Annotated in this window: 20 protein-coding genes and 2 tRNA genes; 14 read left to right on the top strand and 8 right to left on the bottom strand. The window is 52.4% G+C overall.

The features are described from left to right. Positions 1-4 precede the first annotated feature (4 nt). From ABCO64_RS00470 to ABCO64_RS00460, 3 genes are all read right to left on the bottom strand, one after another. On the bottom strand, positions 5-454 hold the full coding sequence (locus tag ABCO64_RS00470) for an NfeD family protein (RefSeq protein ID WP_253458446.1): 450 nt from the start codon (positions 452-454) through the stop codon (positions 5-7). 45 nt (positions 455-499) lie between these two features. Beyond that, positions 500-1,354 carry a damage-control phosphatase ARMT1 family protein gene (locus tag ABCO64_RS00465; RefSeq protein ID WP_253458443.1) on the bottom strand — a complete coding sequence of 285 codons (855 nt, stop codon included), beginning with the start codon at positions 1,352-1,354 and terminating at the stop codon, positions 500-502. Between the two features lie 32 nt (positions 1,355-1,386). After that, positions 1,387-1,460, bottom strand: a tRNA-Pro gene (locus ABCO64_RS00460). Between the two features lie 300 nt (positions 1,461-1,760). Between ABCO64_RS00460 and ABCO64_RS00455 the strand changes: the two genes are divergently transcribed. Together ABCO64_RS00455 and ABCO64_RS00450 are read left to right on the top strand one after the other, a co-directional pair. Beyond that, positions 1,761-2,135 (top strand): roadblock/LC7 domain-containing protein, encoded by a 375-nt coding sequence (locus tag ABCO64_RS00455; protein WP_253458440.1) that lies wholly within the window; start codon positions 1,761-1,763, stop codon positions 2,133-2,135. Next, the gene (locus ABCO64_RS00450; RefSeq protein ID WP_343089163.1) at positions 2,135-2,758 is read left to right on the top strand and encodes a response regulator; all 624 of its coding nucleotides are present in this window, start codon (positions 2,135-2,137) and stop codon (positions 2,756-2,758) included. Before ABCO64_RS00455 ends, ABCO64_RS00450 begins: the two co-directional genes overlap by 1 nt. Positions 2,759-2,807: 49 nt before the next feature. Here the strand turns inward: ABCO64_RS00450 and ABCO64_RS00445 are convergent, their stop codons facing one another. Beyond that, the gene (locus tag ABCO64_RS00445; protein WP_292615728.1) at positions 2,808-3,224 is read right to left on the bottom strand and encodes a phosphate-starvation-inducible PsiE family protein; all 417 of its coding nucleotides are present in this window, start codon (positions 3,222-3,224) and stop codon (positions 2,808-2,810) included. 238 nt (positions 3,225-3,462) lie between these two features. On the opposite strand from ABCO64_RS00445, the gene ABCO64_RS00440 reads away from it, so the two are divergent. The 9 genes from ABCO64_RS00440 to ABCO64_RS00400 all read left to right on the top strand — a co-directional run bounded on the left by ABCO64_RS00440 (position 3,463) and on the right by ABCO64_RS00400 (position 12,807). Beyond that, a tRNA-Lys gene (locus ABCO64_RS00440) sits at positions 3,463-3,536 on the top strand. 87 nt (positions 3,537-3,623) lie between these two features. Next, complete coding sequence (locus ABCO64_RS00435) at positions 3,624-3,875, top strand: DNA-directed RNA polymerase subunit H (RefSeq protein WP_253458432.1); 252 nt, start codon at positions 3,624-3,626, stop codon at positions 3,873-3,875. A 7-nt stretch (positions 3,876-3,882) separates the two neighbouring features. After that, positions 3,883-5,451 carry a DNA-directed RNA polymerase subunit B'' gene (locus ABCO64_RS00430; protein WP_253458430.1) on the top strand — a complete coding sequence of 523 codons (1,569 nt, stop codon included), beginning with the start codon at positions 3,883-3,885 and terminating at the stop codon, positions 5,449-5,451. Further along, complete coding sequence (gene rpoB / locus ABCO64_RS00425; RefSeq protein ID WP_253458600.1) at positions 5,451-7,265, top strand: DNA-directed RNA polymerase subunit B; 1,815 nt, start codon at positions 5,451-5,453, stop codon at positions 7,263-7,265. The genes ABCO64_RS00430 and rpoB overlap by 1 nt, the downstream gene beginning before the upstream one ends. Before the next feature lie 12 nt (positions 7,266-7,277). Next, positions 7,278-9,935: a DNA-directed RNA polymerase subunit A' gene (locus tag ABCO64_RS00420; protein WP_253458427.1), complete on the top strand. Its 2,658-nt coding sequence runs from the start codon at positions 7,278-7,280 to the stop codon at positions 9,933-9,935. A 3-nt stretch (positions 9,936-9,938) separates the two neighbouring features. Then, positions 9,939-11,252, top strand: a complete 1,314-nt coding sequence (gene rpoA2 / locus ABCO64_RS00415) for a DNA-directed RNA polymerase subunit A'' (protein WP_371922857.1) — start codon at positions 9,939-9,941, stop codon at positions 11,250-11,252. Continuing rightward, entirely contained in the window at positions 11,252-11,542 is a 291-nt protein-coding gene (locus tag ABCO64_RS00410) for a 50S ribosomal protein L30e (protein ID WP_253458424.1), read from the top strand. The genes rpoA2 and ABCO64_RS00410 overlap by 1 nt, the downstream gene beginning before the upstream one ends. A gap of 3 nt (positions 11,543-11,545) precedes the next feature. Further along, positions 11,546-11,983: a NusA-like transcription termination signal-binding factor gene (locus ABCO64_RS00405; protein ID WP_253458421.1), complete on the top strand. Its 438-nt coding sequence runs from the start codon at positions 11,546-11,548 to the stop codon at positions 11,981-11,983. Between the two features lie 32 nt (positions 11,984-12,015). Further along, positions 12,016-12,807 carry a formate dehydrogenase accessory sulfurtransferase FdhD gene (locus tag ABCO64_RS00400; RefSeq protein WP_292615732.1) on the top strand — a complete coding sequence of 264 codons (792 nt, stop codon included), beginning with the start codon at positions 12,016-12,018 and terminating at the stop codon, positions 12,805-12,807. Here the strand turns inward: ABCO64_RS00400 and ABCO64_RS00395 are convergent. The 4 genes from ABCO64_RS00395 to ABCO64_RS00380 all read right to left on the bottom strand — a co-directional run bounded on the left by ABCO64_RS00395 (position 12,791) and on the right by ABCO64_RS00380 (position 18,844). Continuing rightward, complete coding sequence (locus ABCO64_RS00395) at positions 12,791-15,409, bottom strand: aminotransferase class V-fold PLP-dependent enzyme (protein ID WP_253458414.1); 2,619 nt, start codon at positions 15,407-15,409, stop codon at positions 12,791-12,793. The two genes, ABCO64_RS00400 and ABCO64_RS00395, sit on opposite strands and share 17 nt — an antisense overlap. Positions 15,410-15,501: 92 nt before the next feature. Then, positions 15,502-16,320: a MerR family transcriptional regulator gene (locus ABCO64_RS00390; protein ID WP_253458411.1), complete on the bottom strand. Its 819-nt coding sequence runs from the start codon at positions 16,318-16,320 to the stop codon at positions 15,502-15,504. 69 nt (positions 16,321-16,389) lie between these two features. Beyond that, entirely contained in the window at positions 16,390-18,573 is a 2,184-nt protein-coding gene (gene nrdD, locus ABCO64_RS00385; protein ID WP_253458408.1) for an anaerobic ribonucleoside-triphosphate reductase, read from the bottom strand. Positions 18,574-18,580: 7 nt separating this feature from the next. Then, positions 18,581-18,844 carry a glutaredoxin family protein gene (locus ABCO64_RS00380; protein WP_253458405.1) on the bottom strand — a complete coding sequence of 88 codons (264 nt, stop codon included), beginning with the start codon at positions 18,842-18,844 and terminating at the stop codon, positions 18,581-18,583. A gap of 116 nt (positions 18,845-18,960) precedes the next feature. Here ABCO64_RS00380 and thpR point away from each other — a divergent pair, with 116 nt between their 5' ends. Genes thpR through ABCO64_RS00365 form a run of 3 tightly spaced genes read left to right on the top strand, consistent with a single transcriptional unit; the run spans position 18,961 to position 24,984 of the window. Continuing rightward, positions 18,961-19,500 carry an RNA 2',3'-cyclic phosphodiesterase gene (gene thpR, locus ABCO64_RS00375; RefSeq protein ID WP_253458403.1) on the top strand — a complete coding sequence of 180 codons (540 nt, stop codon included), beginning with the start codon at positions 18,961-18,963 and terminating at the stop codon, positions 19,498-19,500. After that, entirely contained in the window at positions 19,497-20,870 is a 1,374-nt protein-coding gene (cca, locus tag ABCO64_RS00370) for a CCA tRNA nucleotidyltransferase (protein ID WP_253458401.1), read from the top strand. The genes thpR and cca overlap by 4 nt, the downstream gene beginning before the upstream one ends. Positions 20,871-20,910: 40 nt before the next feature. Beyond that, positions 20,911-24,984 (top strand): PAS domain S-box protein, encoded by a 4,074-nt coding sequence (locus tag ABCO64_RS00365; RefSeq protein WP_253458399.1) that lies wholly within the window; start codon positions 20,911-20,913, stop codon positions 24,982-24,984. Positions 24,985-25,087 lie beyond the last annotated feature (103 nt).

Here is a 25,087-nt window from a genome sequence, read left to right as displayed (position 1 = left end):
GAATTTATACCTCCTCTACAATGATATGCACTCCCGCAGCATCCACGATTGTGACGGTGGTGCCCGGAGCGATGGTGCCGTCTGCTGATTTTGCACTCCACTCAACACCTGAGACAGAAACCTTCCCTGTCAGATCGTCAGATCTGACTTCCCGAACAACTCTGCCGGTTTTTCCAATTAAAGAATCCCTGCTCATTGTTGTTGGAAGCTGTTCAGGGGAGAGGCGACGGTACAGCAATACTGAGAGGCTTGCAGCAATCAGGGCCGAAGCAACACCTATTACCATCCCCCAGACACTGCCGAAGACATCAATGCCCATCATAAACATGATTCCAAGAACAATCATCGTTGTTCCCGGGACCGCAGCAAAAAAGCCCGGATTAATGGCTTCATACAGGATCAGCAGTGCGCCAATGACAATCAGGGCATAGTACAGGTTTGTCTCAAGCACCATATACTTAGATAGAATTGAGTGGGGATAATCCTTACCCACCAGGTTTCATCTGAGGAGCTTTGCGATCTTTACACCTTTTGGAACATCAAGATCGCGGGCAATCGGATCACACTTCACCATCATCAGGCAGGCAACCGGGGGAAGGCCGGTATAGTGTGACAGCGACTCGTAATTTGCAAGTCCCTTTGAGATGACCAGGGTCGCAGACTTCAGGGCCTCTGCGAGATCGGGTGGTATCAGATCGAGATTGACGCCGAGCTCTGCTCCCCCGCCGGTTGTCGTCAGGTGGTCTGCAACCTCCTCGATTCCGGCATCACGGGCCTCTTTGAGCGTTGCGTCATTTAACATCGGGCTCTCCTTCACGGCAACCGTCACATATGCCCCGAGGTTCTTCAGCTCCTCGATCAGGATTCTGTCAAAGAGTATCTCCCCGGTGTTATCGGTGAAGTAGACGACACGGCGGGCGAGGCTCTCTATCCCTGCTGTATCATCATGATAGAGTCCTGTCTCGAATTCATCCCTGAAATACCCGACAAAATCTTCTGCTACCGAATGTCCTGCTACCCCGTAATCTATTGCGTTGCCGATTGTGGCGGCGATAACAGCCGAATGAAAATCATTGATCAACGGCATAACCTTTGTCTGGACATCACGTGCAGTCAGGGTGTCGTTGTATTTGAGTGACCGGTATGGATCATCTGATCCGACTATCCTGTAACAGCACCGGTGAACGGCACTTGCGATAACAGGTGCCGGGACATCGTCATCAAAGAGATCTGTCAGGAGCTGCCTGGCTGCTTCAATGGCTTCATCAATAAGCCTCTGATCCCCGGTTACGAGCTCCGCTTCAAACCGGACACGGGAAAGGAGACAATCCTGACATTCATTGGTGATTCTCATATGATCTACCTTTTCACAAAGAAAGAGTTGAATGGGGCCACTGCGATTTGAACGCAGGTCAGAAGACCCCCAGTCTCCTAGGATGGCCAGGCTACCCTATGGCCCCAGCCTTAGTTTATTCGATAGTATTCCTTATCTAGTTTGCTTTTTGCTGGTGATGGCGTCATGGAGCCTGCGCTGGATGCTCCTGAAACAAACGGGGCTGCCACATTCCCAGGGAGAAATGGGAAAATGTATTTATACAGACAATCAATCAACAACTGATCAACTCTGAAATTTCACTCCTGTCAATTCAACTCTGTCATGGTACTCCACCATCCGGGGATTAACTGGAAGAAGATTCAGATCAAAACTGCCAGGAAACGACTAGTAACAGATGCCTGAAAAGGTCTGGAGAATATGGGATATGACAGCATCAGGTTCGCTTAAAGAGAAAGTGCGTCAGTTTATCGATGAAATCAGGGCAGTTCCCGGTGTCGGTGAGTGCGCACTTGTCTCAAATGATGGAATACTTATTGGAAAAACATTTGAAGACTCATTAGCTGCCCAGTCGTTTGGGGCAATGTGTGCCACGCTGTATGCCTCATCAGAAGCCGCCTCATCTGTTGTGAATATTGAATCTCCGGCATATGTGATGGTCAGGGGGAGCCGCCAGTCCATACTTGTTGTTGGAGCAGGACCGAGACTTCTGATTGCAGGAATCGTTGATGAAGAAGCCGATATGACTGATATTTCTTCCAGACTTCAGGAGATTGGAGAGCGTATCGGAGGAGCTCTCTGATGACAGCAACAGTTCTTGTGGTAGATGACAATCCGGGGATAGTCGAAGTCTTTGTAACCATGTTAAAGCGTGGTGGCTATACGACATATTCGGCAGGCAGCGGTGAGGAAGGCCTTGCTCTTCTTGAAGATATCACACCTGATCTGATCCTCCTCGATATCATGATGGAGCCGATGGATGGATGGGAAGCACTTGAACAGATCAAATTCAATCCAAAGACCCGTGATATACCTGTTTTGATGCTGACCGCAAAACAGCTCACGCCCGATGAGGCAAAAGAGTATGGGATGTATATCGAGGATTATATCATCAAGCCGTTCACGCATAGCGAACTCTATGATGCAATTGAACATGTACTGAAGCGGAAGCGTGAGATCGAGGAGGCGGTGGAGCTTGCCTCGGAACGCGGCGCAAACTCTGTGCTTGTCGCAGAATATGCGCGCCTCGTCAAGAGTGTTGATGTGAATAAGCGGCTCATCAGGATACTTGAGACCACTTACTCCCTCAGGGACAAAAGAGACGGGAGCTTTGAAAAGATAGAAAATGCGATTCAAAGTATGAAGAAGGGCCTTGGCATTCAGGAATCACGCCTGGAACAGCTCCGCACCCAGCTTGGGCTTTGATACGTCCTCTCTTTCACCCTCCATGCTGTTTTTTACCTTTTTTCCCAGCTCATCGTGCGGTGTTTTCCAACTCGCTTTTTCCGGCAACATAGATTGCCAGTGTCAGCACTGCAATCATTCCAATGATCCAGATCATCTCGGATGCCTGAATATCCTCTGCTGTCAGAATCAGGACTTTCCTCACCATTGCTGTCAGACCGGCTATTAAAATGGGCCGTACCATGATCCTGCTGGTCCGTAAGTACCCGATGACCGTCTCCAGAACCTCAACAACAATGATCGTCAGGAGCAGTACATGCAGCACGTCCATAATCCCGCTGATTAAATCCGGTTCAGAGAAGAGGTGCAATATCAGGTAGACTGCATCAAAAAATGTCAGAAAGGCGATTACTATCAGCAGCAGTGCGATGAGTGCATAAATGAGAAGTGTGCAGCGTGAGATGATACCCATGACCGTTTTCATCATGGGGCTTGGATGACTGTGGTGATCCATCATCTCTTCAACCGCTTTTGAGAAGTATATACCTTTTCACATTGTATCCCAAAAAGGATGCCGGTATATTGTCATGAGTGAATCAACTTCAGACGGTGATCCCATGGCGGGCATGATGATGCGGGGTGAAAAGGGGGTGTGTTCTCTATCAAAATGGTAAGCTATTTAAGTCCGTCCTGCATTTTAATAATGCTAGGTTTCGTAGGCCGATGGGTCCGTAGCTCAGTTAGGTAGAGCGCCTGGCTTTTAACCAGGTGGCCGGGGGTTCAAATCCCTCCGGGCCCGTTTCCACGGTCGAAACTGTGGTTTTCCCAAACGATGAGATCTCTGAACAGCATCCTATTCAACACTATTTAAAAGAGGCAATTATTGATGGGCACCAGGTTAGATGTTCTGATGCATGATATGGTGCCAAAGCATCAGATCATGGACGATGAAGGTTTGCGGACCCTCCTTTCTGACTATACGATCACAATGGAGCAGTTGCCAAAAATATATCATGACGACCCCCTTGTTAAAGCTATCGAAGCGGTTCCAGGCAACGTCATCCGCATTACCCGTAAAAGCCATACTGCAGGCGAAGCAGATGCGTTTCGCCTTGTCGTGAGAAGACCTAAGAAATAAATCGGAGATGATCCATCTGATTGATCGTAGCGTATTATCGCAGGCATATTTTTCAAAAGACCATGTTGCACGTCACCAGTTCGAATCCTTCAACAACTTTTTAGAATTCAACCTTCAAAAGGTCGTCAACGAGCAGCGCGTCATAGAGACGGATATTGAACACAGGGGTAAGAATTCAGAACCTGTCTGGGTTGAACTCGGAAAAATCAGGGTTGAGAAGCCGATTGTCCGCGAAGCAGACGGATCCCAGAGTGAGCTTTTTCCCACTGAATCGCGTCTTCGAAACCTCAATTACACCGCGCCGATGATCCTGGAGATGACACTCTGCCAGGGCGACGTCCGGTATGATCCGATTGAGACGACGATTGGGCAACTGCCAATTATGATCGGCTCAGCCGCCTGCAACCTCCACGGCCTCTCCGATGAGGAGCGCGTGACGCGGGGCGAGGACCGCCTCGATTCAGGCGGTTACTTCATCGTGAACGGAACCGAGCGCGTGCTGATGACTCTTGAGGATCTTGCATCCAACAAGATCATGACCGAATATACCGAACGGTATAACGAGCAGATCCATGTCTCAAAGGTCTTTTCGCAGTACCGGGGATACCGGGCCCTTGTTGTTGTTGAGAAGAATAAGAAGAATCTTCTTGACGTATCGTTTCCATCTGTCGCTGGCAACCTGAGATTTTCTGACCTGATGCGTGCACTCGGGCTTGAGACTGACTCTGATATTGTCACAGCAGTCTCTCTTGATGAGGATATTCTCACCTACATGATGCAGAATCTGGAAGCTGCTGAATGCAGCACAGTTGATGAAGGCGTGATGTATGTCGGGAAGAAGCTTGCACCGAACCAGACAAAAGAGTACCAGAGAAAACGGGCCGAGTTTGTGCTTGATAACTATCTCCTCCCCCACCTGAACTATCTCATCTCTCCTTCTGTAAAAGAAGGGGATCCGGGCTATGAAGAGATGGTTGTGAGTGTCCGCCTTGCCAAGGCGCATTTCCTCGGCCGCATGGCTGAAGCCTGTTTCCACCTTGCCTTGAAGAAACGACGAATCGATGACAAGGATCACTACTCAAACAAGAGGCTGAAACTTGCGGGTGACCTGATGGAGGATCTCTTCAGGATCTCCCTCAATCGTCTTACACGGGATGTCAAGTACCAGCTCGAACGTGCCAGCATGCGTCACCGTGACCTCTCTATCCAGACTGCTGTCAGGGCTGATGTCCTGACTGAGCGGCTTCTCCACCCTCTTGCAACAGGCAACTGGGTTGGCGGGCGAACCGGTGTCTCGCAGCTTCTTGACCGGGTTGATCATATGTCGGTTATATCTCATCTGAGGAGGGTGATATCCCCGTTATCCAGGTCACAACCCCACTTCGAGGCGCGTGATCTGCACCCGACCCAGTGGGGAAGGATCTGCCCGTCAGAGACCCCTGAGGGTCCAAACTGTGGTCTTGTGAAGAACTTTGCCCAGCTTGTTGAGGTGAGTAAAGGAATCGACGATGACGAGGAGGTTAAAAACATACTCTTCGGCATCGGTGTGGAACCGCTCAGGGGTGAACTGCGATGATCGCAAAAAGCCGTATCTTCGTTGACGGAGCCCTCATCGGCGTCACTGACGATCCATTGGCTCTTACCGAGCGGATCCGCGCTCTCAGGCAGCGGGGCGAACTGTCGCCGGAGATCAATGTCTCCTACAAGGAATACAGCAACGAAGTTGTCATCAATACTGACCGCGGACGTGCACGCAGGCCGCTTGTGGTCCTTAAAAGTGGTCAGACTCTCATAACTGACGATGATCTCACCCGGGTTAAAAGCGGTGAATATACATTTCATGATCTCGTTGTTCAGGGAAAGGTTGTGTATGTTGATGCAGAGGAAGAGGATGATCTCTATATTGCCATCTCAGAGGAGGAGATCACTCCTGAACATACCCATCTGGAGCTTGATCCCCAGCTGATCCTTGGTATCGGATCTGCGCATGTCCCGTTCCCGGAACATAATGCATCTCCACGTGTCACGATGGGGGCAGGCATGGTCAAACAGGCACTCGGCTTTGCCCAGGCCAATATGAAACTCAGGCCTGATACCCGCGGCCATATGCTCCATTACGGGCAGAAGCCGCTTGTGAAAACCCAGGCAGCTGAACTGATCGGATCCGAAGAGCGGCCGCAGGGGTACAACCTGGTTGTTGCCATCCTCAGTTATGAAGGATACAATATCGAGGATGCACTCATCTTCAATAAGGCCTCCATTGAACGGGGACTTGGCAGATCGCACTTCTTCAGAACCTATGAAGGTGAGGAACGCCGGTACCCGGGAGGCCAGATCGACAGGATCGAGATTCCCGATGAGGAAGTATCCGGCTCGCATGGTGAGGAGGCATACCGGAACCTTGATTCCGATGGCATCATCACCCCTGAAACGATTGTATCTGAGAAGTCTGTCCTTATCGGGAAGACTTCGCCCCCACGGTTCCTTGAAGAGCCGACAGCTGAACTGATCGCCGTTGAGAAGCGGCGTGATACATCAGTGACGATGCGGAGCAATGAACACGGTATTGTAGATACCGTCATCCTGACCGAAGGAGAGAACTCGTCCCGCCTGGTCAAGGTCAGAACCCGTGACCTGAGAGTGCCTGAGATTGGTGACAAGTTTGCATCACGCCATGGACAGAAAGGGATTATCGGCCTGATTGCCCCCCAGGAGAACCTGCCATTCACCGCAGAAGGCATAACTCCGGATCTCGTCATCAACCCCCATGCGATCCCGTCCCGTATGACCATCGGCCATATGATCGAGATGATCGGCGGGAAGGTCGGGAGCCTTCAGGGGCGGCGAATTGATGCCACCCCGTTCCGTGGAGAGAAGGAGTTTGCCCTGAGAGAAGAACTTCAGGAGCTTGGATTCTCCCATACCGGAAGAGAGGCGATGTATGATGGGATCACCGGCAGGCGGTTTGCCGCTGATATCTATATCGGTGTGATCTATTACCAGAAGCTCTACCACATGGTCTCAACAAAGATGCATGCCAGGTCCCGCGGACCTGTCCAGGTGCTGACGCGTCAGCCGACTGAGGGACGTGCCAGGGAAGGTGGTCTCCGGTTCGGTGAGATGGAGCGTGACGTCATGATCGGTCACGGTGCGGCAATGGCCTTAAAAGAGCGTCTTCTTGATGAATCTGACGCTGTGAAGGAGTGGGTCTGTGCACAGTGCGGTATGATTGCGATGTACGATGCAAAGAGGAAAGTGACGTCCTGTCTTGCCTGTGATGCCGAGACCGACATCTACGAGGTGGAGATGAGCTATGCCTTCAAGCTCCTGCTGGATGAGATGATCAGCATGGGTATTGCCCCACGGCTGAAGCTTGAGGATATTGTCTGAGGTGACCATACAATGCCAAGTCCAAAACGAATAGGAAAATTAGATTTTGGCCTTCTTTCACCGAAAGATGTCAGAAAAATGAGTGTATGCAAGGTCATCTGGCCGGACACCTATGATGATGACGGCTTCCCCTACAGCAAGGGCCTGATGGATCCAAGCCTTGGTGTCATCGATCCCGGTCTCAGGTGCAGAACCTGCGGACAGAAGTCCGGTGACTGCCCCGGCCACTTCGGCCATATCGATCTGGCCAAGCCGGTCATTCACGTTGGATACACCCGGCTTGTCAGGAAGCTTCTCCGTGTCACCTGCCGTGGCTGCGGACGGCTTCTTCTTGAACCAAATGAGATAGACAAATTCACTGCCCTTGGCGAAGATCCCTTTTCTGCCGAGATCGTCTCTGAGAAGGATATCAAGAAAGAGCGGATATGCCCGCATTGTGAGGAGCAGCAGCTGAAAGTGAACTTCGAGAAGCCGACCACCTTCATGGAGATGTGGGTGGAGGATGGACGGAAGATCGAGCATAAGCTGACTCCTGCGGATATCCGTGCACGGCTTGAGCGGATTCCCGATTCGGATCTCAGGATTCTTGGGATCGATGCGACGGTTGCCCGCCCTGAATGGACGATTCTGACGGTTCTTTCTGTTCCGCCGGTTACGATGCGCCCATCGATCATCCTTGAGAACGGACAGCGGTCTGAAGATGATCTCACCCACAAGCTTGTTGATATCATCAGGATCAACCAGCGTTTCAAGGAGAACCAGGATGCCGGGGCTCCCCAGCTGATCATCGAGGATCTCTGGGAACTGCTCCAGTACCATGTGACGACCTATATGGATAACGAGGTGGCAGGATGCCCGCCTGCCCGCCACCGCTCAGGCCGTCCGCTGAAGACCCTCTCGCAGAGGCTGAAAGGAAAAGACGGCCGTTTCAGGGGTTCGCTCTCAGGAAAACGTGTCAACTTCTCGGCCCGAACAGTCATCTCGCCGGATCCGAACCTCTCAGTCTCGGAGGTTGGTATCCCTCTTGCAATCGCAAACGAGATGTCGGTGCCGATCAGGGTGACACGGGAGAATATCGAGGAGCTCCGTTCCATGGTCCTTGTGGGTCCGGACCGCCCGACGCTTCGTGATCCCTGCGGTGCAAACTACGCCATCCGCCCGGACAACCGGAGACTCCGTCTCCATGGTGGATCCGGTCTCCTTGATAACCGGGAGATGGTCGCTTCAATGATCGAGGTCGGCTGGACTGTGGATCGGCAGCTCCGTGATGGTGACATCGTTCTCTTTAACCGTCAGCCGTCGCTGCACCGGATGAGCATTATGTCCCACCGGATAAAGCTGATGGGTGAACGGACATTCAGGCTGAATCCGGCTGTATGTCCCCCATACAATGCAGACTTTGACGGGGACGAGATGAACCTGCATGTGCCCCAGACTGAAGAGGCACGTGCCGAGGCAGCACTTCTGACAGCTGTCCAGGAGAATATTCTCTCTCCCCGATTCGGCGGACCGATCATCGGGGGTATCCACGATCATATCTCGGGCATTTTCCTGCTCTCACACCAGCTCCGCTGGCTCACAAAAGCCGAAACGCTCTATCTTTTGAAGCATGCTGAGATAGAATTTCTCCCAAAACCCGGAAAAATTGAGGATGGTGTGCCGTACTGGAGCAATAAGCAGGTCTTCTCACAGATCCTTCCGCGTGGCCTGAATATGGTCTACCGGGCCACATCCTGTACAAACTGCCCGGAGTGTAAAAAGGAGCTCTGTGAACGTGATGGATACGTCAGGATTATCGATGGAGATCTGATATCCGGGACTATTGACAAGAAATCTGTCGGTGCGTTTGAGGGTGCGATCATGAACCGCATCATCCGGCAGCAGGGTCTTGGACGTGCCCGCCAGTATATCGACGATATGACGAAACTCTCGATCCGGAGTATTATGTTCCTTGGATTCTCCTTTGGGATTGATGATGAGGATCTCAGCAGAACAGAATATGGCCAGATCCGCGATCTGCTTGATGAGGCAGAGATGGATGTGGAGAAGCGGATCCGGATCTATCAGAATGGTCAGCTTGAGCCAATGCCTGGAAGAACTGCTGAAGAGACGCTCGAGATGCAGATTATGCAGGTGCTTGGAAAAGCAAGGGATCGGACCGGTGACATCGCCGGCCGTCACCTTGGTCTGAGCAACTCTGCGGTTGTCATGGCAGTCTCCGGTGCCCGTGGGTCGATGCTGAACCTGACCCAGATGGCAGGGTGTATCGGCCAGCAGTCGGTTCGTGGAGAGCGTATTGTTCGTGGCTATGAGGGAAGGACACTTCCCCACTTCCAGAAGTATGACCAGGGTGCTGCAGCGCATGGTTTCATCAGGAACTCATATAAGAGCGGGATCTCGCCAACCGAGTTCTTCTTCCACGCTATCGGTGGCCGTGAAGGTCTTGTCGATACAGCTGTCAGGACGTCGCAGAGCGGGTATCTCCAGCGGAGACTGATCAATGCGCTCCAGGATCTGAAGGTCGCCTATGACGGTACAGTCAGGACAACAGGAGGCAGAATTATCCAGTTCAAGTATGGTGAGGATGGAACAGATCCCACAAAGAGTGCATTCGGAGACCCGGTTGACGTCAAAGGAATTGTCGAGAGCGTCCTCAAGGAGGAGGTCTGAGTTATGTCTGAAGACTATATCGCGAAGCTCTCAGAGTATACGCTCCCGGAGACGATCCACACGCTTATCTCTGACTGGGTTTCCGAAAGGGAGGTTGAAGGAGAGGTCTTTGAGAGGATCATGGGCAGGATTACCAGGATTGATGATGCCAGGCTGCCTGTCAGGACACATGATCAGCTGATCTCTCTTCTCCTGAAGAAAGAAGAGAAAGGCTCCCCTGTCACCGATGAACAGTTTGATGAGATACTGGGCCGTGTTGTCCGCGAGTACCAGCAGACCAGGGTTGAACCCTGCGAGGCGGTTGGTATCATCGCAGCACAGTCAATAGGTGAACCAGGTACCCAGATGACGATGCGTACCTTCCACTATGCAGGTGTGGCAGAGATCAATGTTACGCTTGGTCTGCCCCGTCTCATTGAAATTATGGATGCCAGGCGCGAGCCCTCGACTCCGGCAATGACGATCTACCTGGAAGAGGGGTACCGTGAAAACCGTGACCGTGCACGTGAGGTTTCATGGGATGTTGAGGCCTCGCCACTCCATGAGTTTGGTGATATTACCACTGATATGGAAAATATGCGGGTTGTTGTCACCCTCAATAAAGCGGTCTGTGATAAGCGGAGGATCAAACCCAGTGAGATTCTTGAGCGCGCTCCTGCGAAGATCCGCGAACGAAGACACTACCGTGATTTTGAGTTTGAGGTGAATGAGCCCGAAGGCATCATCCGCTTCCTTCCCAAAGACCAGGAGAGCTATCAGAACCTCTTCCAGCTCGTAGAACATGTCAGAAATGTGATCGTCCAGGGTATCGATGATATCCGGCGTGTTGTGGTCAGGAAAGAGTCCGGAGAGTATATCCTATATACTGAGGGGTCTAACCTAAAAGACGTATTCGAGGTCGAGGGTGTGGATACCACACGTACCCGCACAAATAATATCAACGAGATCTCGCACATCCTCGGTATCGAGGCTGCCAGGAATGCCATCATCTATGAGGCAAACCACACACTCCGTGAACAGGGTATCAATGTCGATGTCCGTCATATCATGCTTGTTGCGGATATGATGTGCATGGAGGGTGAAGTCAAGCAGATTGGCCGCCACGGTATCGCAGGCGAGAAAGAGAGTGTCTTATCACGTGCAGCATTCGAAGTGACGGTGAATCACCTCCTCGATGCCTCGATCGCACATGAGCATGATGAACTCTGTGGTGTGACAGAGAACGTCATTGTCGGCCAGCCCATACAGCTTGGAACAGGAGATGTCAGGCTGGTTGTCAAACCAATGAAACAGATCACCCGATCAGGTGAAAACTAATGGATTTCAATACATCATTACGCAGAGCAATGAAGACCGGATCGGTCACGCTCGGTCAGAACAGTACAGAGGCCTGCATAAAAGAATCAACAGCACGCCTTGTCATCATTGCAAAGAACTGCCCCGAAGAATTTAAAAAATTCGTCGACGAACAGGAAAACCTCGCGGTCTACCATTACAATGGCTCAGGCCGTCAACTCGGTAAGGAGTGCGGTAAAGACTTCATCGTCAGTGCGCTTGCCGTCCTTGAAGCTGGTGAATCTGATATTCTAAATCTGCAGAGAGCCTGAATTATGTCAGAAATAACCTTGGATGAGGACTGCATGCGGCTGATCTCTCAGTTTGAGAGTCTTACCGGTGCGGGTGCACGCGACTGTGTCATTGACGCCCGTCATGACCGGGTGATCTTTATCATCAATCCCGGAGAAATGGGCCTTGCAATCGGGAAGAAGGGCGCAAGCATCAGGAAGGCATCAGAAGCACTTGATCGCCGTGTCGAGGTCGTCGAATACTCTGACGATCTCATCCAGTTTATCAGGAACTGTTTCCTCCCGGCGCAGGTCATGTCGATAGAGATTGAAGGCGAGGATGATTCCCGTGTTGCCCAGATCGAGGTTCGTGAGGATGATCGCGGGCTTGCCATCGGTAAGGAAGGCAAGAACATTCTGAAAGCAAAACAGCTCCTTCGGAGACAGTTTGACATCGGTGATGTTGAAATTCTCCAGGAATAATTTTTTTTTTGGATTCACCGGGTTCCCGGTAATTGGATTGTATCACAAAGGTTACACGTGATATCATGCAGCAGGATACGTTTCAGGAGATCACTACCGACTGCCTGCCGCTGGATGGAGAGAAGAGCCATCGGGAACAACGGAGTATTCCAGGTGAAACAGTTGTTGCCCTCTTTGTCAATGGCCGTCATGCGGCAACAACCCTGCTCTCTCCCGGCTCTCTTGAAGAGTATACGACTGGCTATCTCTTTGCTGAAGAGATCATCAGAAGACCGGAAGATATCGAGTCCATCCGGATAGAAGAGAACCGGATCAGTGTCCTGACAAAGAATCCTTTCAGGATAACCGGGAGGAGGCGTACGATCCTTGCCGGATGCGGGGGGAGCACCTCGTATATTGATACGGCATCCCTCCCCTCAATAGAGAGCGACTACCGGGTTTCCTCGTCTCTCCTCACCTCTCTCAGCAGTCAGACGTGCTCACCTGAGCATGGTATTGAGACTGCGGTGCTTGCAGGTAATGATGGTATCATCGCCTGGTATGCTGATATTGACTGTACATCTGCTGTGGATCGGGCTATTGGATCCGCACTTTTAAAACAGACTGATTTTTCGAGGACATGCCTGGTCATCTCGGGCCTTGTGACCTCTGAGATGGTGCGGCGGTGTCTCCTTGCCGGGATACCGGTGATCGGATCAATTCGGGCTGCAACGACACTTGCAGTCAGGATTGCAGCAGAGCAGCACCTCTCTGTTGCCGGTTTTCTTACAGATGACAATCTCTGTCTCTTCACGCATCCTGAGCGGATCAGAGGCTCCGGGTAATGTCTGCTACTGCGGCTACCAGGAGATCGATCTCTTCTTTTGCTGTATATAACCCGATGCTCGCCCTGATTGTTCCATCCTGAAGCTGCAGGTATTCCATCAGGGGCTGACAGCAGTGATGGCCGGATCTGACAAAGATATCGAAGTCCTCATCAAGTCTCTCTGCTGCCTCATGGGGATGGAGTCCGGAGATTGTAAAGGAGACAACGCCAATCCGTGAAGCCGGATCATCTGCTGCATAGAGATCAACACCTTCAATCGCTCGGAGTCCCCTGATCAGATCGCTCGTGAGTCTCTCTTCATGGTCACGTACCCGGCTCATCCCGATATCCTCCAGGTACCTGGCTGCTCTGCCAAGACCGATTCCACCGGAGATGTTTGGGGTGCCTGCTTCAAACTGCTCATATCCGGGAGCAGGGAGATGGCTGTCTGCACGGACCTCCTGGATCATCCCTCCACCAACCATCATCGGGGAAATAGACGGATCCTTCATCCAGAGCACACCTGTTCCTGTCGGACCAAGCATCTTATGGCCTGAGAAACAGCAGAAATCACACCCGATCTCCCTGACATTCACCGGGATGTGCGGAATGGTTTGTGCTGCATCAATGAGGAGGAGTGCATCATATTCCTTGCAGAGAGCGGCTATCTCTGCAACCGGTGTGAGTATGCCAATAGCATTTGATGCATGGGTGACAGCGACAAGCCGTGCACCGCCTTTCAGCTCCTCTTCAAGGGCATTGAGATCGAGTGCATATTCTTCTGTTATTCCGATCACCCGGAGTTCAACCCCCCGCTCTCCCAGCGCTCTCCAGGGGAGGAGGTTTGAGTGGTGTTCGAGGATGGTTGTGATCACCCGGTCGCCCCGCTCCCATGGAAGGCCATGGGCGACCATGTTGATCGATTCGGTGGTGTTCTTTGTGAAGACGGTTGTGCCTGCCTCTCCCCCGATGAACCTGCCGACAATTTCATGCGCATGCCAGTACCGCTGGGATGCGATCCTGGTCAGCCGGTGGATGCCGCGGCCGACGTTTGCCCGGTAGTTGTGCTCAAACTCAGTAAACGTCTCAACCACCTGATCCGGAGAGAAGCTGGTTGCTGCGGAATCCAGGTAGATGCCTTCCTGGAGGATGGGAAAGTCCCGCCTGATCGTCACAATGGGGTATGTGTCTCCCGATGCTGCATTCGCCTCATCCGGGGTTTCTGGTTTCACGCCTGAAATCACAGGCTCTCCTTCTTTTAGTGTATAGTCGTTGTTGACCGGGATTCCATGCTCCCTGCAGAGTTCGCGCATTTTCGGGGGAAGCGCCTTCCATCGCCAGAGTCCCCAGGCATGGTACGCTTTGGGCAGGCCTTTTGAATCTGCCCAATCCCTGAGGAAAGCATCCCACCGTGCTGCGAGAGCCGGGTGGGTGCTTCTGAGGAGATCATATTCGCTCTCAAGCATCGCAGGGCAGAGATAGCAGCCGATCCGCTCAAATCCCATATCATAGAGGGGGTTTATCTCCACCTCCTGCCACCAGAGATAGAGATACACCTCAAAAGCCCGCCAGTTCCTGATGGGGGAGATATTCAGCTGGAGGGGGTTTGCCGGGTTCTGGCTGGCTTCTTCAAGATCTGCCCGGTTCCATGATTCATACCATCTGTTTCCCTGGAATGTGACAACAGGGCCGATCCTGGAGAGATATATCCTGAGCGGCTGCAGCTTGAGGAGCTTGCAGCACCAGCGATGGTCTTTGCCAGGCGGTCCGGCCTTTTTCACTGCTCCATAAAAGTCACCGGCTTCTCTGATGATCTCAATGTTTTGGGATTCAATATATGCAATCGTCTCAGGCAGCTCGATCCCGGTATCGAGAAAGAAGGCATCGGTGACACCGGCTTTTCGTGCAAGATGGAGAACTGCTGCACTGTCTTTTCCGCCTGAGAACGAGACGTTTGCTGTTGGCCGGTCGTTTGCATGCTTTTTGATGACACGGATGGCGTCCCGCTCAAGAAGCCTGAGGTGGTAGAGGTTCTGATCTATTGCTCTCTTCCAGTCCGGGTTTGGGAATGATCCGGGATCCACCTGTGCAAGCTCTTTCACCCGGATTGAGCCATCCCGCACCACGCCTGTTCCATATTTCTTTCTGTAACTCACAATGACGGTGCCATCAGGCACAGGTGATCTGAGGGGGAAGCGTTTCCCACCGATACGGACCTTCTTCCCATCGCCAAGGTGTTCGTCAAGGTTGACGATGCCATTTGTTGCATATACAAGCAGATATGGGAGGGATTCTGGTGCAATATCAAGTGAGTACTGCCGGGAGATGGGATCGAAACTGAGCCAGCCGAAGCGGCTGCCATTCATGATAATGAGATCAGATCGATCCCTGCCGCCGGTCTTGTTCAGGAGGATGATATCTGGGAGTGGAATGGCTCCAAACTGTTCAAAGAGCAGTCTTCCAATGAGATCACGGTCTGCACGGAGAGCCGGCCGCAGGTCATAGGGTTCAAGGAGCGGGATGCCTCTTCCCTCTGCTCCACATCCGCACCGCCTCCCGATCAGCGGAAGATTGCAGGTATCGCACCAGTAGAGTGTCTCTTTGACAGCTGGCGTACGCATGGTGTATCCTATAGGTGGCTGAAGGCTATTGAAAGATATGGTGGGGGTTGTTTTTTTTTGTGTCTGGTGTCACCACGCCTGTACGGGTGAACTCACCCCTTCTCCCGGACTGGAATCTGAATCTCTGTCAGGAGGGATTCCGGAGGGGTGTTGCCCGGATCATTGAGATATACCTCCCGGCCAGGCCCTGGTACCGTAAACTGATTTGCTTCTGCATAGGAGAGAAGATACGACCACCCTTCCGGGAGGTTCTGGTATGATCCCTGGTGGATGGCGGTGAGATATAATCCTCCATCAAGAGTTCTCGTTGACAGTTTCGTTCTTCCGGTAATTGGCAGTGCCACTTCAATATCCGCATCGGTTTCCCGATACTCGCAGTCATGATAGATTATCATCAATGTTCCGACAGCCAAAACGCCATTTTGTGAGTCTACAAGTCTGAAAAGTTCTTCAATGAGCCGTGGAATCGTCTCTTCATATATGCCCGTGTCTCGTTTTGTGATCACTCTGAGTGGCGCAATCTCCTTCGTGACTGGATCTGTTAATGTCATGTCATTCAACTCCGGTTGGGAGGCATACCTGAGTAGGTGCTGCCTGCCTTGTTGTAACCGTCTGACTTCTGATTGTATCTCTTCAGATCGCTGCAATGACATCTTCTTCACAGCTTCGCTGTCACCTCTCCCTTGCGCCTCCAGAATCGCCCAGGTCGCCTCAAGCGTGAATCCAAGAGAAACAAGATTTCGTATATGGATTCCCCTTTCAATCTGCTCTTTTGCGTAGTACCGGTACCCGGTTGCCAGATCCCGAATCTGCGGAATGAGCAACCCCCGCTCATCATAGATCCTGAGGGCTTTTTGGGAGAGATGCGTTATCCATGAGAATGTACCAATCGATATCCTCTCAGAAGTCATGGGTCTGGTATAGGGGTATTCATGGAAGCTATATCTGATGCCGCAGTCTTCCCCGGGATAAGGTGCGGATCAGATGAGCACTCTCCGATCTGCCTGTCCGATACTCCCCTTCGTTTCCGGTGTTTTTTCAGAGCGATATTCGGTGAACTGCTTCAGAGAGACGGTTAAATCCCGGGTAAAGGCGAAATACCCGATCTGGGTGGTTCTGCAGAGGTTCATCGCCATATCCATCAGGCCGCGGGGATCAGGTCTTGATTCGCCAAGCCAGATATGGAAGATGTTGCCTCCATCAACAATCGGGAAGAAGACATGCTCTATCTCCATCCGTTTGGTGAGGGGAACAGGTGCAGCCGGGGTGACGTGAATTCCGTTTGTATAGTAAACTGGGAGATCGAGGGTCTTTTTTGCACGTTCAAGCAGGTTTTTGGAGTCTCCCTTGACGACATTCAGGACAAACGGGCGGAACTCTTCATCGAGGAGATCAGAGACCGCAAACCGCTGGCCAGTCGTCTCTGCCGGAGTCCGTGCCAGCGCAAGCGTCATGCCATGTTTCTGTGAGAGTTTCTTTGCATACTGCTCCATCTCGGTCATGGTCCTGACAGCAAACCGGAAGGCTTCGGGTGTCTCGTGGAGCTGGGATCCGAGATGGTGCTGCACCATCTCGTTGACACCGACGATACCGATTGTGTAGACCAGGCCATCGAGATCGACCGCAACTGATCCCCTCTCCAGGGTTTCGGGGTCTTTTGGCCTCTGCATCGCAAATGGCATGCGTCCGTTTGCCCGGACATGCTCCATCCATCTCCGCTTGATCTTGAAGATCGAGACCGCAGACTCCATCATGGCACGGAGTTCGGCAAAGAGCTTCCCGTCATCATGGTCAGCCCGGTACGCTGCACGCGGGCAGTTGACCGAGATCACCTGCCATGATCCCATGGAAAAATGCTTTCCATCCTTGAAATTGAGCTTGTCCTCGAATGTGTTGTCATTCTCAGCAGTGGTTGAGAACTGGTATGCACAGCACTGGTAACAGGAGATCCCCTCTCCCGCCCCACGGTAGGCGGGGAGCTGGTTGTCATAGTAGGGTGTGCCGAACTTCGATGCAAGTTCAAACGTCATCAGGTAGAGATCCCGGTACGAGGGGAGATCGGGATGCTTTCTGTTGAACTCCTCATCTTCCTCCATGAAGTCGGGTTCGATACTGATCTCGGGCTTAGGGAAATTGAAGGGTTTGCCCCAGTAATCGCCCTCAAGCATGACTTCCATCAAGGTTGCGAAGAGAAGCCTGACCTCACGTTCAAACTCCCCATATGTCCGGAGGGGTGCCTGTCTGCCGTTCCATACCTTCCCTTTGAAGACAATTGGCTTATCTCTCCAGAGTTTTGGAACGCCGGGTGAGAGCTGGACCGAGGAGAAGACGACCTGGCCGCCACGCGCAACCATCATCTGGGTCATCTCGTAGACAAACATCTGCATCAGCTGCTTGATCTCGCCTGCATCCATGCCCTCGACATAGGGTGCAAGGAAGGTGAGGAAGTTGTAGTATCCCTGTCCCCCGGCAAAGTTCGTCTGGGCAGATCCAAGCGCCTTGACGGCATGCAGGACAGCCACCTCGGCACGCTTTGCCGGTCCGGCCACACTTGCTTTTGTCCCGCTTCCATCGGGCATCAGGCCGTAGTAGAAGAAATAACGGAGATCCCAGTCCTGGCAAAATGGGCGTGTTCCAAAGTATTCCAGGTCATGGATATGCATGTCGCCTGTCAGGTGGAGGTCTGCAAGTTCAGGGGGTAGCTGCAGAAGATACTGTTCCTTGCTGATCTTGTCTGCCTTCTTTTTATGGGATGTCTCGGCATTTTCCTGGAGGTTTGAGTTGTCTTTTGCCTCAAACCCTCTCCCGACGTCGATCAGGTGCGCGTCATAGACGGGGGTTCCAACCCTGGTGCAGACATTCCTGTAGTCGACGAGCCCCTCATCAAGGAGGGTCATATTCGTAATCTCGCGGATGAGCGGGCCGGAGAGGAAGGTGAGGCCGAGCTTTTTAATTCTGTTCTCCACATTCTGCGCTATATGCTCGGCAAGCTCCTGTTCACCTCCTTCTCGTCCATAAAATGTTTCAACAAGGCGGGTTTCATTGAGTATCTGCTGGACAATCTTCTGTTTGTCCCACTCCAGCATGTGGCCAAAGGATGTCCGGACCTTTGGCATTGCAGGCTGGAATGCGCCATCAAGTGTCGATTGCCGTGTCTCTTTCATGCAGCTCTCACCGTCTGCATTCATCGGCAATCGAGGGCGATACGTCTCCGTCTGAAAATAATTCCTTTGATGTGAGGTACCTGTCACCTATCTGGAGGACGGGTGCTTCCATGACAAAAACGCCATTCATGCGGAGATCAGTCAGCACCTCCGGATCATCAAGGGCCCGTTCACGGTAGGGAATGGTGTTATTCTGGAGGTATTGTTTGAGGATTTCGCAGTTCGGACAGACTTCAAGTGAATAAACAATTATGGTATCGATACTGGTCATAAGAAATTCCCCGGATATGTTGATCTATAGATTAGGATAAGATACACCTTTTGCTTTTGTATCATGTACCCGGGTTAAATATTAACCATCATAAAGGCGAATAGTTGGTTCATTCTATGGTGCGGGCATTTGTGGCAATTGATCTGACAGAAGAGATTCGGAACGCATTTTTGGAGCTGCAGGAACCTCTGCGCGGGATCCGGGGCGGGCTCAGGGTTGTTGATCCGGCTCTTCTTCATATGACGCTGAAATTTCTCGGGGATGTTTCGGAAGAGGCTGTACCGCGCATAGTTTCTGCACTACAAACAGTCAGTTTTTCGCCATATGAAATTCATATCGGGAGAATCTCATCCAATTCCAGACACCGGCCGCGGGTTATCTGGGCTGACGTTGATGATGATGGCAGGAGCGCGGAACTTGCAGGGGTCATTGAGGAGACACTTGAGCCTCTTGGGTTTGCCCGTGAAAAACGCCCCTTTCGTCCACATATAACCGTTGCACGGGTGAAGACATTCCATCCTGCCATCCCGTCTGTCCTTGAATCACTCTCCTCGTGGGAGGCTGGCAGCATGGAGGTATCCCGGTTTTTCCTGAAGAAGAGTACGCTGACGCCGGAGGGGCCGATCTACGAGACCATGGCGGAGGTTCTGGTATGAGGAGGGACGAGATTGAAGAGGATGTGCTCTCCCGCATTACCCCGACACCAGAGGAGGCGGCGCACCTGAAGACGATGGCGGATCGGATACTTGCCTATCTCATGGAGAAGCATGCCCGTCCCGCCATGGTCGTTGGTTCGGTTGCCCGCGGGACTTTTGTCAGGGGAGACCGGGATCTTGACATCTTCATGTTGTTTCCACCGGACCTCTCAAGAGATGAACTTGCCCGGAAGGGGATCGCGGTTGCCCGTGACCTGGTGGAACACTTCGGTGGCAGTGCGGTTGAGAAGTACGCGGAACACCCCTACCTGAATGCCCGGATCCACGATCTTGACCTGGATCTTGTCCCCTGCTACCACGTGGCATCGGCTCGTGAGATCATCAGTGCCGTCGACAGGACACCGTTTCATACACGGTATATTATCCCGAGAATTCCGCCATTTATCAGGGATGCTCTCCTGATGAAGCAGTTCGCAAAAGCAGGCGGCGTGTATGGATCAGATCATATGACCGAGGGGTTCTCCGGGTATCTCTGTGAGCTTCTGGTTCTCTCGTATGGGGGCTTCTCCCCCCTGATCGAGGCAGCGGCAGGGTGGCGGCCCGGCACACTGATCGATCCCGAACACCACCGGGCGCGATCCTTTGAAGAGCCGCTTGTTGTTGTGGATCCAACTGATCCAAACAGGAATGTCGCAGCTGCCCTGTCGCTTGACCAGATGTCTGCGTTCATCGAGCTTGCACGGATATACCGGAAACACCCATCCCCCCTCTTCTTTGAGATCAGGCCTCCTGTCCGCTTCTCAAAAAAACAGGTAGCGGATGCGATAGCCGAGCGTGGAACTGCTGTCTATGGGATTTCGCTTTCCACACCCGCGTATGTGCCGGATACGGTTGTGCCACAACTCAGGAAAAGTACTGCTGCAATCGCTCTAGTCCTGGAACGAGCTGGGTTTTCCGTTAACCGGACCGACTGCTTCATGGGAGAGGAAACATCACTTCTCCTCTTTGAGCTCAACAATGATACCGCCCCACCGGTTCTCAGGCATACCGGGCCTCCTGTATCAAGCGGCGTCAACGCAGAGCGTTTTGTCAGGAAATATCTTGGATGCCCTTCGTTTTCTGGTCCGTTCATTGAGGACGGGCGGTATATCGTTGAGATCCAGAGGTCCTTTACAGACGCTTTTGCTCTCCTCTCTTCTGAGGCGGTTCTTGGAGCTGCCCTTGGAAAGCATGTCAAAAAGTCGATGAAGCAGGGCTGGAGTGTACAGTCGGGCTCCGAATGCTGGCGTGAGGAGCTATCGGCTTTTTTTGCAGCCTTCTTTGAGCGTTCAAGCCCTGCTGTCCGGATACTCAGGCTGGGTGGGGAGTAGAGAACAATAGTCTTATGTTTGCCAAAACCAATTCTTTTTTATGGGCCTCCCAGGTTCCCCGGATACCTCCATCTCTCTCCTCTATGTCGATGATGAACCTGCCCTCCTTGAGATAGCACGGCTCTATCTGGAAAAGAGTGATCAATTCTCTGTTACTACCTGCGAATCCGCAACAGACGCACTCAATCTGCTCTCCACAACGTCCTTTGATGCCATCATCTCTGACTACCAGATGCCGGAGATGGATGGCATCCGGTTTCTCACCCGTCTCCGGGAGAATGGCGTTGATATCCCTTTTATTATCTTCACCGGGAAAGGGCGGGAAGAGGTCGTCATCCAGGCACTGAATGAGGGTGCGGATTTCTACCTCCAGAAGGGAGGGGATCCGAAGGCACAGTTTGCTGAACTTGTAAACAAGGTCAGGTATGCAGTCTCGAAACGAAGGAGCGAAGAGGCGCTGCGTGAGAGTGAGGAGCGCTACCGGACTGTTGTCGAGGTGCAGGATGAGTTCATCTGCCGTTTCCTCCCAGACGGTACGCATATCTTTGCAAATGATGCATACTGCAGGTACTTTGGATTTGATTGCAACGGGATCGTCGGCAGGAAGTTTCTCCCTCCGATTCACCCGGAGGACAGGGAGAAGGTGTCCCGCCTGTATGGGTCCCTCACCCCGGATCAACCCTCCGGTTCAATGAAGCAGCGCATCCTGGGTCAGGATGGCCGGGTGCTCTGGCAGCGGCTGCATACAACCGCCTTCTTTGATAATCATGGTCATCCCTGCGAATATCAGACTGTTGGCCATGATATCACCGATCTGATGGAGCGTGACGCTGAACTCCGGAGGGTCAATGATGAGTTCTCTGCTGCGAATGAACAGCTCACGGCTGCTGAAGAGGAGCTCAGGCACCAGGTGGAAGAGCTTGCCGCAGCACGGCAGGAGATTGAGGCAAACAGTGAGCAGCTGCACCTTGCCATGGATGCAGGTGAACACGGGTTCTGGGACTGGGATCTCACAACAAATAATGCATATTTCAGTCCCCGGTACTACACGATGCTCGGGTATGAACCTGATGAGTTCCCGGCCGGATTCGACTCCTGGCTCTCTCTCCTCCACCCTGAGGATGCCGGGACAGTTGTACCCCACATCGAAGCGTCCGTCCGGGAGATGCAGCCGTTTGAAGAGGAGTTCCGTATGCGGTGCAAAGACGGCAGCTGGAGATGGATCTCCGGCCGCGGGAAAGCCTACCGATCAGCATCCCGAGGCGGTCCGTCACGCGCACTCGGTGTCCATGTCGATATTGATGACCGGAAGCGTGCCGAACTTGAACTCAGGAAGAAGAATGAGGAGCTTGCTGCTACAAATTCACGTCTTGCAGAGTCCCGGCAGGAGATCCAGCGACTCTTCTCAACCATGCTTGATGGTTTTGCCCATCATGAGATTATCTGCGATGAGAATGGCAGACCGGTGGATTACCGGTTCCTCGCTGTCAATCCTGCCTTTGAACGGATGACAGGGCTGAAGAGCGGAGATATCATCGGAAAGACCGTTCGGGAGGTTCTTCCGCAGACCGAAGCCTACTGGATCGAAACATTTGGCAGGGTTGCCCTTTTTGGAGAAGAGATCACCTTTGAACAGTACGCATCCGAACAGGACAGCTATTTCCTTGTGAATGCCTTCTCTCCCGCAAAGAACCAGTTTGCTTGTAGCTTCATGGATATCACTGACAGGGTTGCCGCTCTTGAGGCAGAAAAGGATGCCAGGCAGGCACTTTCCGTTGCCAATGAACAACTCGCTGCAGCAGAAGAAGAGCTCCGTTCCCAGTATGAAGAGCTGAGTGTCGCCGAAGAGGAGCTGCGTTCGCAGCTGGATGAGATGACTGCACTGCAGAAGGCATTGCAGCGGAGCGAAGCCGGGTTCCGGACACTCGCTGAAACGGCCCCGGTTGGTATAGCGCTTCTGGGTGCAGATGGACGCCCCGTCTATTTCAGCCCGAAGTTTGTGGAGCTATTCGGATACACTCACAACGATCTGGTTACCGTTGATGACTGGTTTACGTCTGCCTATCCTGAAGCATCTCTCCGGGAGCTGGCAAGAAAGGACTGGAACGATGCGCTTGACCAGGCAAAATGCAATGGATCAGAGACCAGAACACTTGAATATCCGGTCCGTTGTAAAGACGGGGGAATCCGCCAGATCGAGTTTCGTGCAGCGCGTGCCGGTGAACAGACTGTTGTGCTGTTTGCGGATGTGACAGAGAGGAAGGCTGCAGAAGATGCTCTCCTTGCATCGAGGCGGGAGCTGAATCTTATTCTTGATACAATGCCTGTTGGTGTTACCTATATTGATCCGGATTATCGTATCAGGTATTCAAATCATCAATCGGCTCTCTCTTCCGATAAGCAGCCGCATGAGGTTACCGGGCTCCATTGCTATCTGGTCCGGCATGGCAGGTCCACCAGGTGTGACGATTGCATCATAGAAAAGGCGATGGAAACCGGCCAGGTTGAGGAGGGCTTCCGTCTTCTGCCTGGTGGAAAGGTGTTCCACCTGAAAGGCTGCCCGGTCTATGATGCTGGAGGGAACCTGACCGGTGCAATTGAGTTTGGGATGGATGTCACCGAGCAGCAGCGGATCGAAGATACCCTCAGGGAGAGCGAGGAGAAGTACCGGACACTCTTTGCTATCATGGAGCCGGGTGTCTTCTATCAGCAGGCTGATGGTTCACTTGTCGATGCGAATCCATCTGCACTGAAGATGCTTGGCATCTCAAGAGAGGAGCTTCTTGATCGGGACTCCAATCATCCGGCCTGGAACATTATCAGGGAAGATGGCTCTCGTCTTGCCCCTGAAGAACACCCGTCCATGGTTGCATTACGCACAGGAAAGCCGGTTCGCGATACTGTTGTTGGCATCCATAATGCCGTGTCTGATCAGTACGTCTGGGTGTCTGTGGATGCGATCCCGCTCAGGAGGCCGGATAGTGCCGATCCATACCAGGTATTTGTCACGATGAATGATATCACCGGGCGGAAGCAGACCGAAGACTCGCTCCGGGAGAGTGAGGAGAAGTACCGTATCATCGCGGAGAATACCGCAGATAATATCTGGATTTATGATATGGACTTCCAGTTGCAGTATATCAGCCCGTCTGTAGTGAACCTCAAAGGTTTCACTGTCGAAGAGTCGCTTGGCCAGAGTGTCTTGGATATGATGACCCCGGAGTCGTATGCGGCTCTTCTTGCACGCCTCAACGAGGAGATGGCACGTGAGGGAAGAGCTGACCCTGACAGAACCGTATGGTTTGAGACAGAAGAATATGCAAAAGACGGATCAGTCCTCAAAATAGAAAATTCCGCCCGGCTTCTCCGGGACAAAGAGGGCAGGCCGGTTGCTATTCTCGGCATCTCCCGTGATATCACCGGGCGGAAAAAGGTGGAAGACGCTCTCAGACAGGCAAACAAGCAGCTGAAGATCCTCTCCGGTATCACCAGGCATGATATCAACAACAAGATCTCTGTCGTTCTTGGGTATATTGAATTAGCACGGGCCAGAACTGATGATCCCGACCTGAATCACTATCTCAACGAGATGGGATCAGCAATAGATACAGTCCACTCCCAGATCGATTTCACCCGTATATACCAGGATCTCGGCTCAACCGATCCACAATGGCAGCACCTGGACCAGCTTATCCGGGATCTTTTGATTCCAAAGGAGATCACTTTTTTTAATCATACCGAACCGGTGCGCATCTATGCCGACCCGTTATTAAAGAAAGTCTTCTCCACACTCCTCGACAACTCGCTCCGGCATGGCAGGAACCTGCAGACGATAACAGTCAGAACCATAGAATCCGATGGAGGGAGAGCACCCGGAAAGGGGCTTTGGATCATCTGGGAGGATGATGGGGGAGGCATCCCTCCTGACGAGAAGGAGAAGATCTTTCAGAGGGGATATGGGAAGAATACCGGTCTTGGTCTCTTCCTTGCACGCGAGGTGCTTGCATTTACCGGTATTGATATCCGTGAAACAGGGGAATACGGGGTGGGGGCACGATTTGAGATCTTTGTTCCTGAGCCCGACTGGAAGCGTGATCAGGAGTTCCCGGAATAATGCAGCAGTGTGGCAGGCAGGGAGCGACACAACATCGTATAGAGATCCGGGGATGTGGGCCGAACGTTCTGGATACCATGAGCGCAGTTAACGGGCATATCGG

The organism is Methanocalculus natronophilus (assembly GCF_038751955.1).
Lineage (GTDB): Archaea > Halobacteriota > Methanomicrobia > Methanomicrobiales > Methanocorpusculaceae > Methanocalculus > Methanocalculus natronophilus.
The sequence above is the reverse complement of the archived record's forward strand: the minus strand, read 5'-3'. Positions and strand labels throughout refer to the sequence as shown.

What these genes read in the sequence shown, in the direction of transcription:
- ABCO64_RS00470 (WP_253458446.1), bottom strand. Translation starts at nt 454, where the DNA reads ATGGTGCTTGAGACAAACCTGTACTATGCCCTGATTGTCATTGGCGCA.
- ABCO64_RS00465 (WP_253458443.1), bottom strand. Translation starts at nt 1,354, where the DNA reads ATGAGAATCACCAATGAATGTCAGGATTGTCTCCTTTCCCGTGTCCGG.
- ABCO64_RS00455 (WP_253458440.1), top strand. Translation starts at nt 1,761, where the DNA reads ATGACAGCATCAGGTTCGCTTAAAGAGAAAGTGCGTCAGTTTATCGAT.
- ABCO64_RS00450 (WP_343089163.1), top strand. Translation starts at nt 2,135, where the DNA reads ATGACAGCAACAGTTCTTGTGGTAGATGACAATCCGGGGATAGTCGAA.
- ABCO64_RS00445 (WP_292615728.1), bottom strand. Translation starts at nt 3,224, where the DNA reads ATGATGAAAACGGTCATGGGTATCATCTCACGCTGCACACTTCTCATT.
- ABCO64_RS00435 (WP_253458432.1), top strand. Translation starts at nt 3,624, where the DNA reads ATGGGCACCAGGTTAGATGTTCTGATGCATGATATGGTGCCAAAGCAT.
- ABCO64_RS00430 (WP_253458430.1), top strand. Translation starts at nt 3,883, where the DNA reads ATGATCCATCTGATTGATCGTAGCGTATTATCGCAGGCATATTTTTCA.
- ABCO64_RS00420 (WP_253458427.1), top strand. Translation starts at nt 7,278, where the DNA reads ATGCCAAGTCCAAAACGAATAGGAAAATTAGATTTTGGCCTTCTTTCA.
- rpoA2 (WP_371922857.1), top strand. Translation starts at nt 9,939, where the DNA reads ATGTCTGAAGACTATATCGCGAAGCTCTCAGAGTATACGCTCCCGGAG.
- ABCO64_RS00410 (WP_253458424.1), top strand. Translation starts at nt 11,252, where the DNA reads ATGGATTTCAATACATCATTACGCAGAGCAATGAAGACCGGATCGGTC.
- ABCO64_RS00405 (WP_253458421.1), top strand. Translation starts at nt 11,546, where the DNA reads ATGTCAGAAATAACCTTGGATGAGGACTGCATGCGGCTGATCTCTCAG.
- ABCO64_RS00395 (WP_253458414.1), bottom strand. Translation starts at nt 15,409, where the DNA reads ATGCGTACGCCAGCTGTCAAAGAGACACTCTACTGGTGCGATACCTGC.
- ABCO64_RS00390 (WP_253458411.1), bottom strand. Translation starts at nt 16,320, where the DNA reads ATGACTTCTGAGAGGATATCGATTGGTACATTCTCATGGATAACGCAT.
- nrdD (WP_253458408.1), bottom strand. Translation starts at nt 18,573, where the DNA reads ATGAAAGAGACACGGCAATCGACACTTGATGGCGCATTCCAGCCTGCA.
- ABCO64_RS00380 (WP_253458405.1), bottom strand. Translation starts at nt 18,844, where the DNA reads ATGACCAGTATCGATACCATAATTGTTTATTCACTTGAAGTCTGTCCG.
- thpR (WP_253458403.1), top strand. Translation starts at nt 18,961, where the DNA reads ATGGTGCGGGCATTTGTGGCAATTGATCTGACAGAAGAGATTCGGAAC.
- cca (WP_253458401.1), top strand. Translation starts at nt 19,497, where the DNA reads ATGAGGAGGGACGAGATTGAAGAGGATGTGCTCTCCCGCATTACCCCG.
- ABCO64_RS00365 (WP_253458399.1), top strand. Translation starts at nt 20,911, where the DNA reads ATGGGCCTCCCAGGTTCCCCGGATACCTCCATCTCTCTCCTCTATGTC.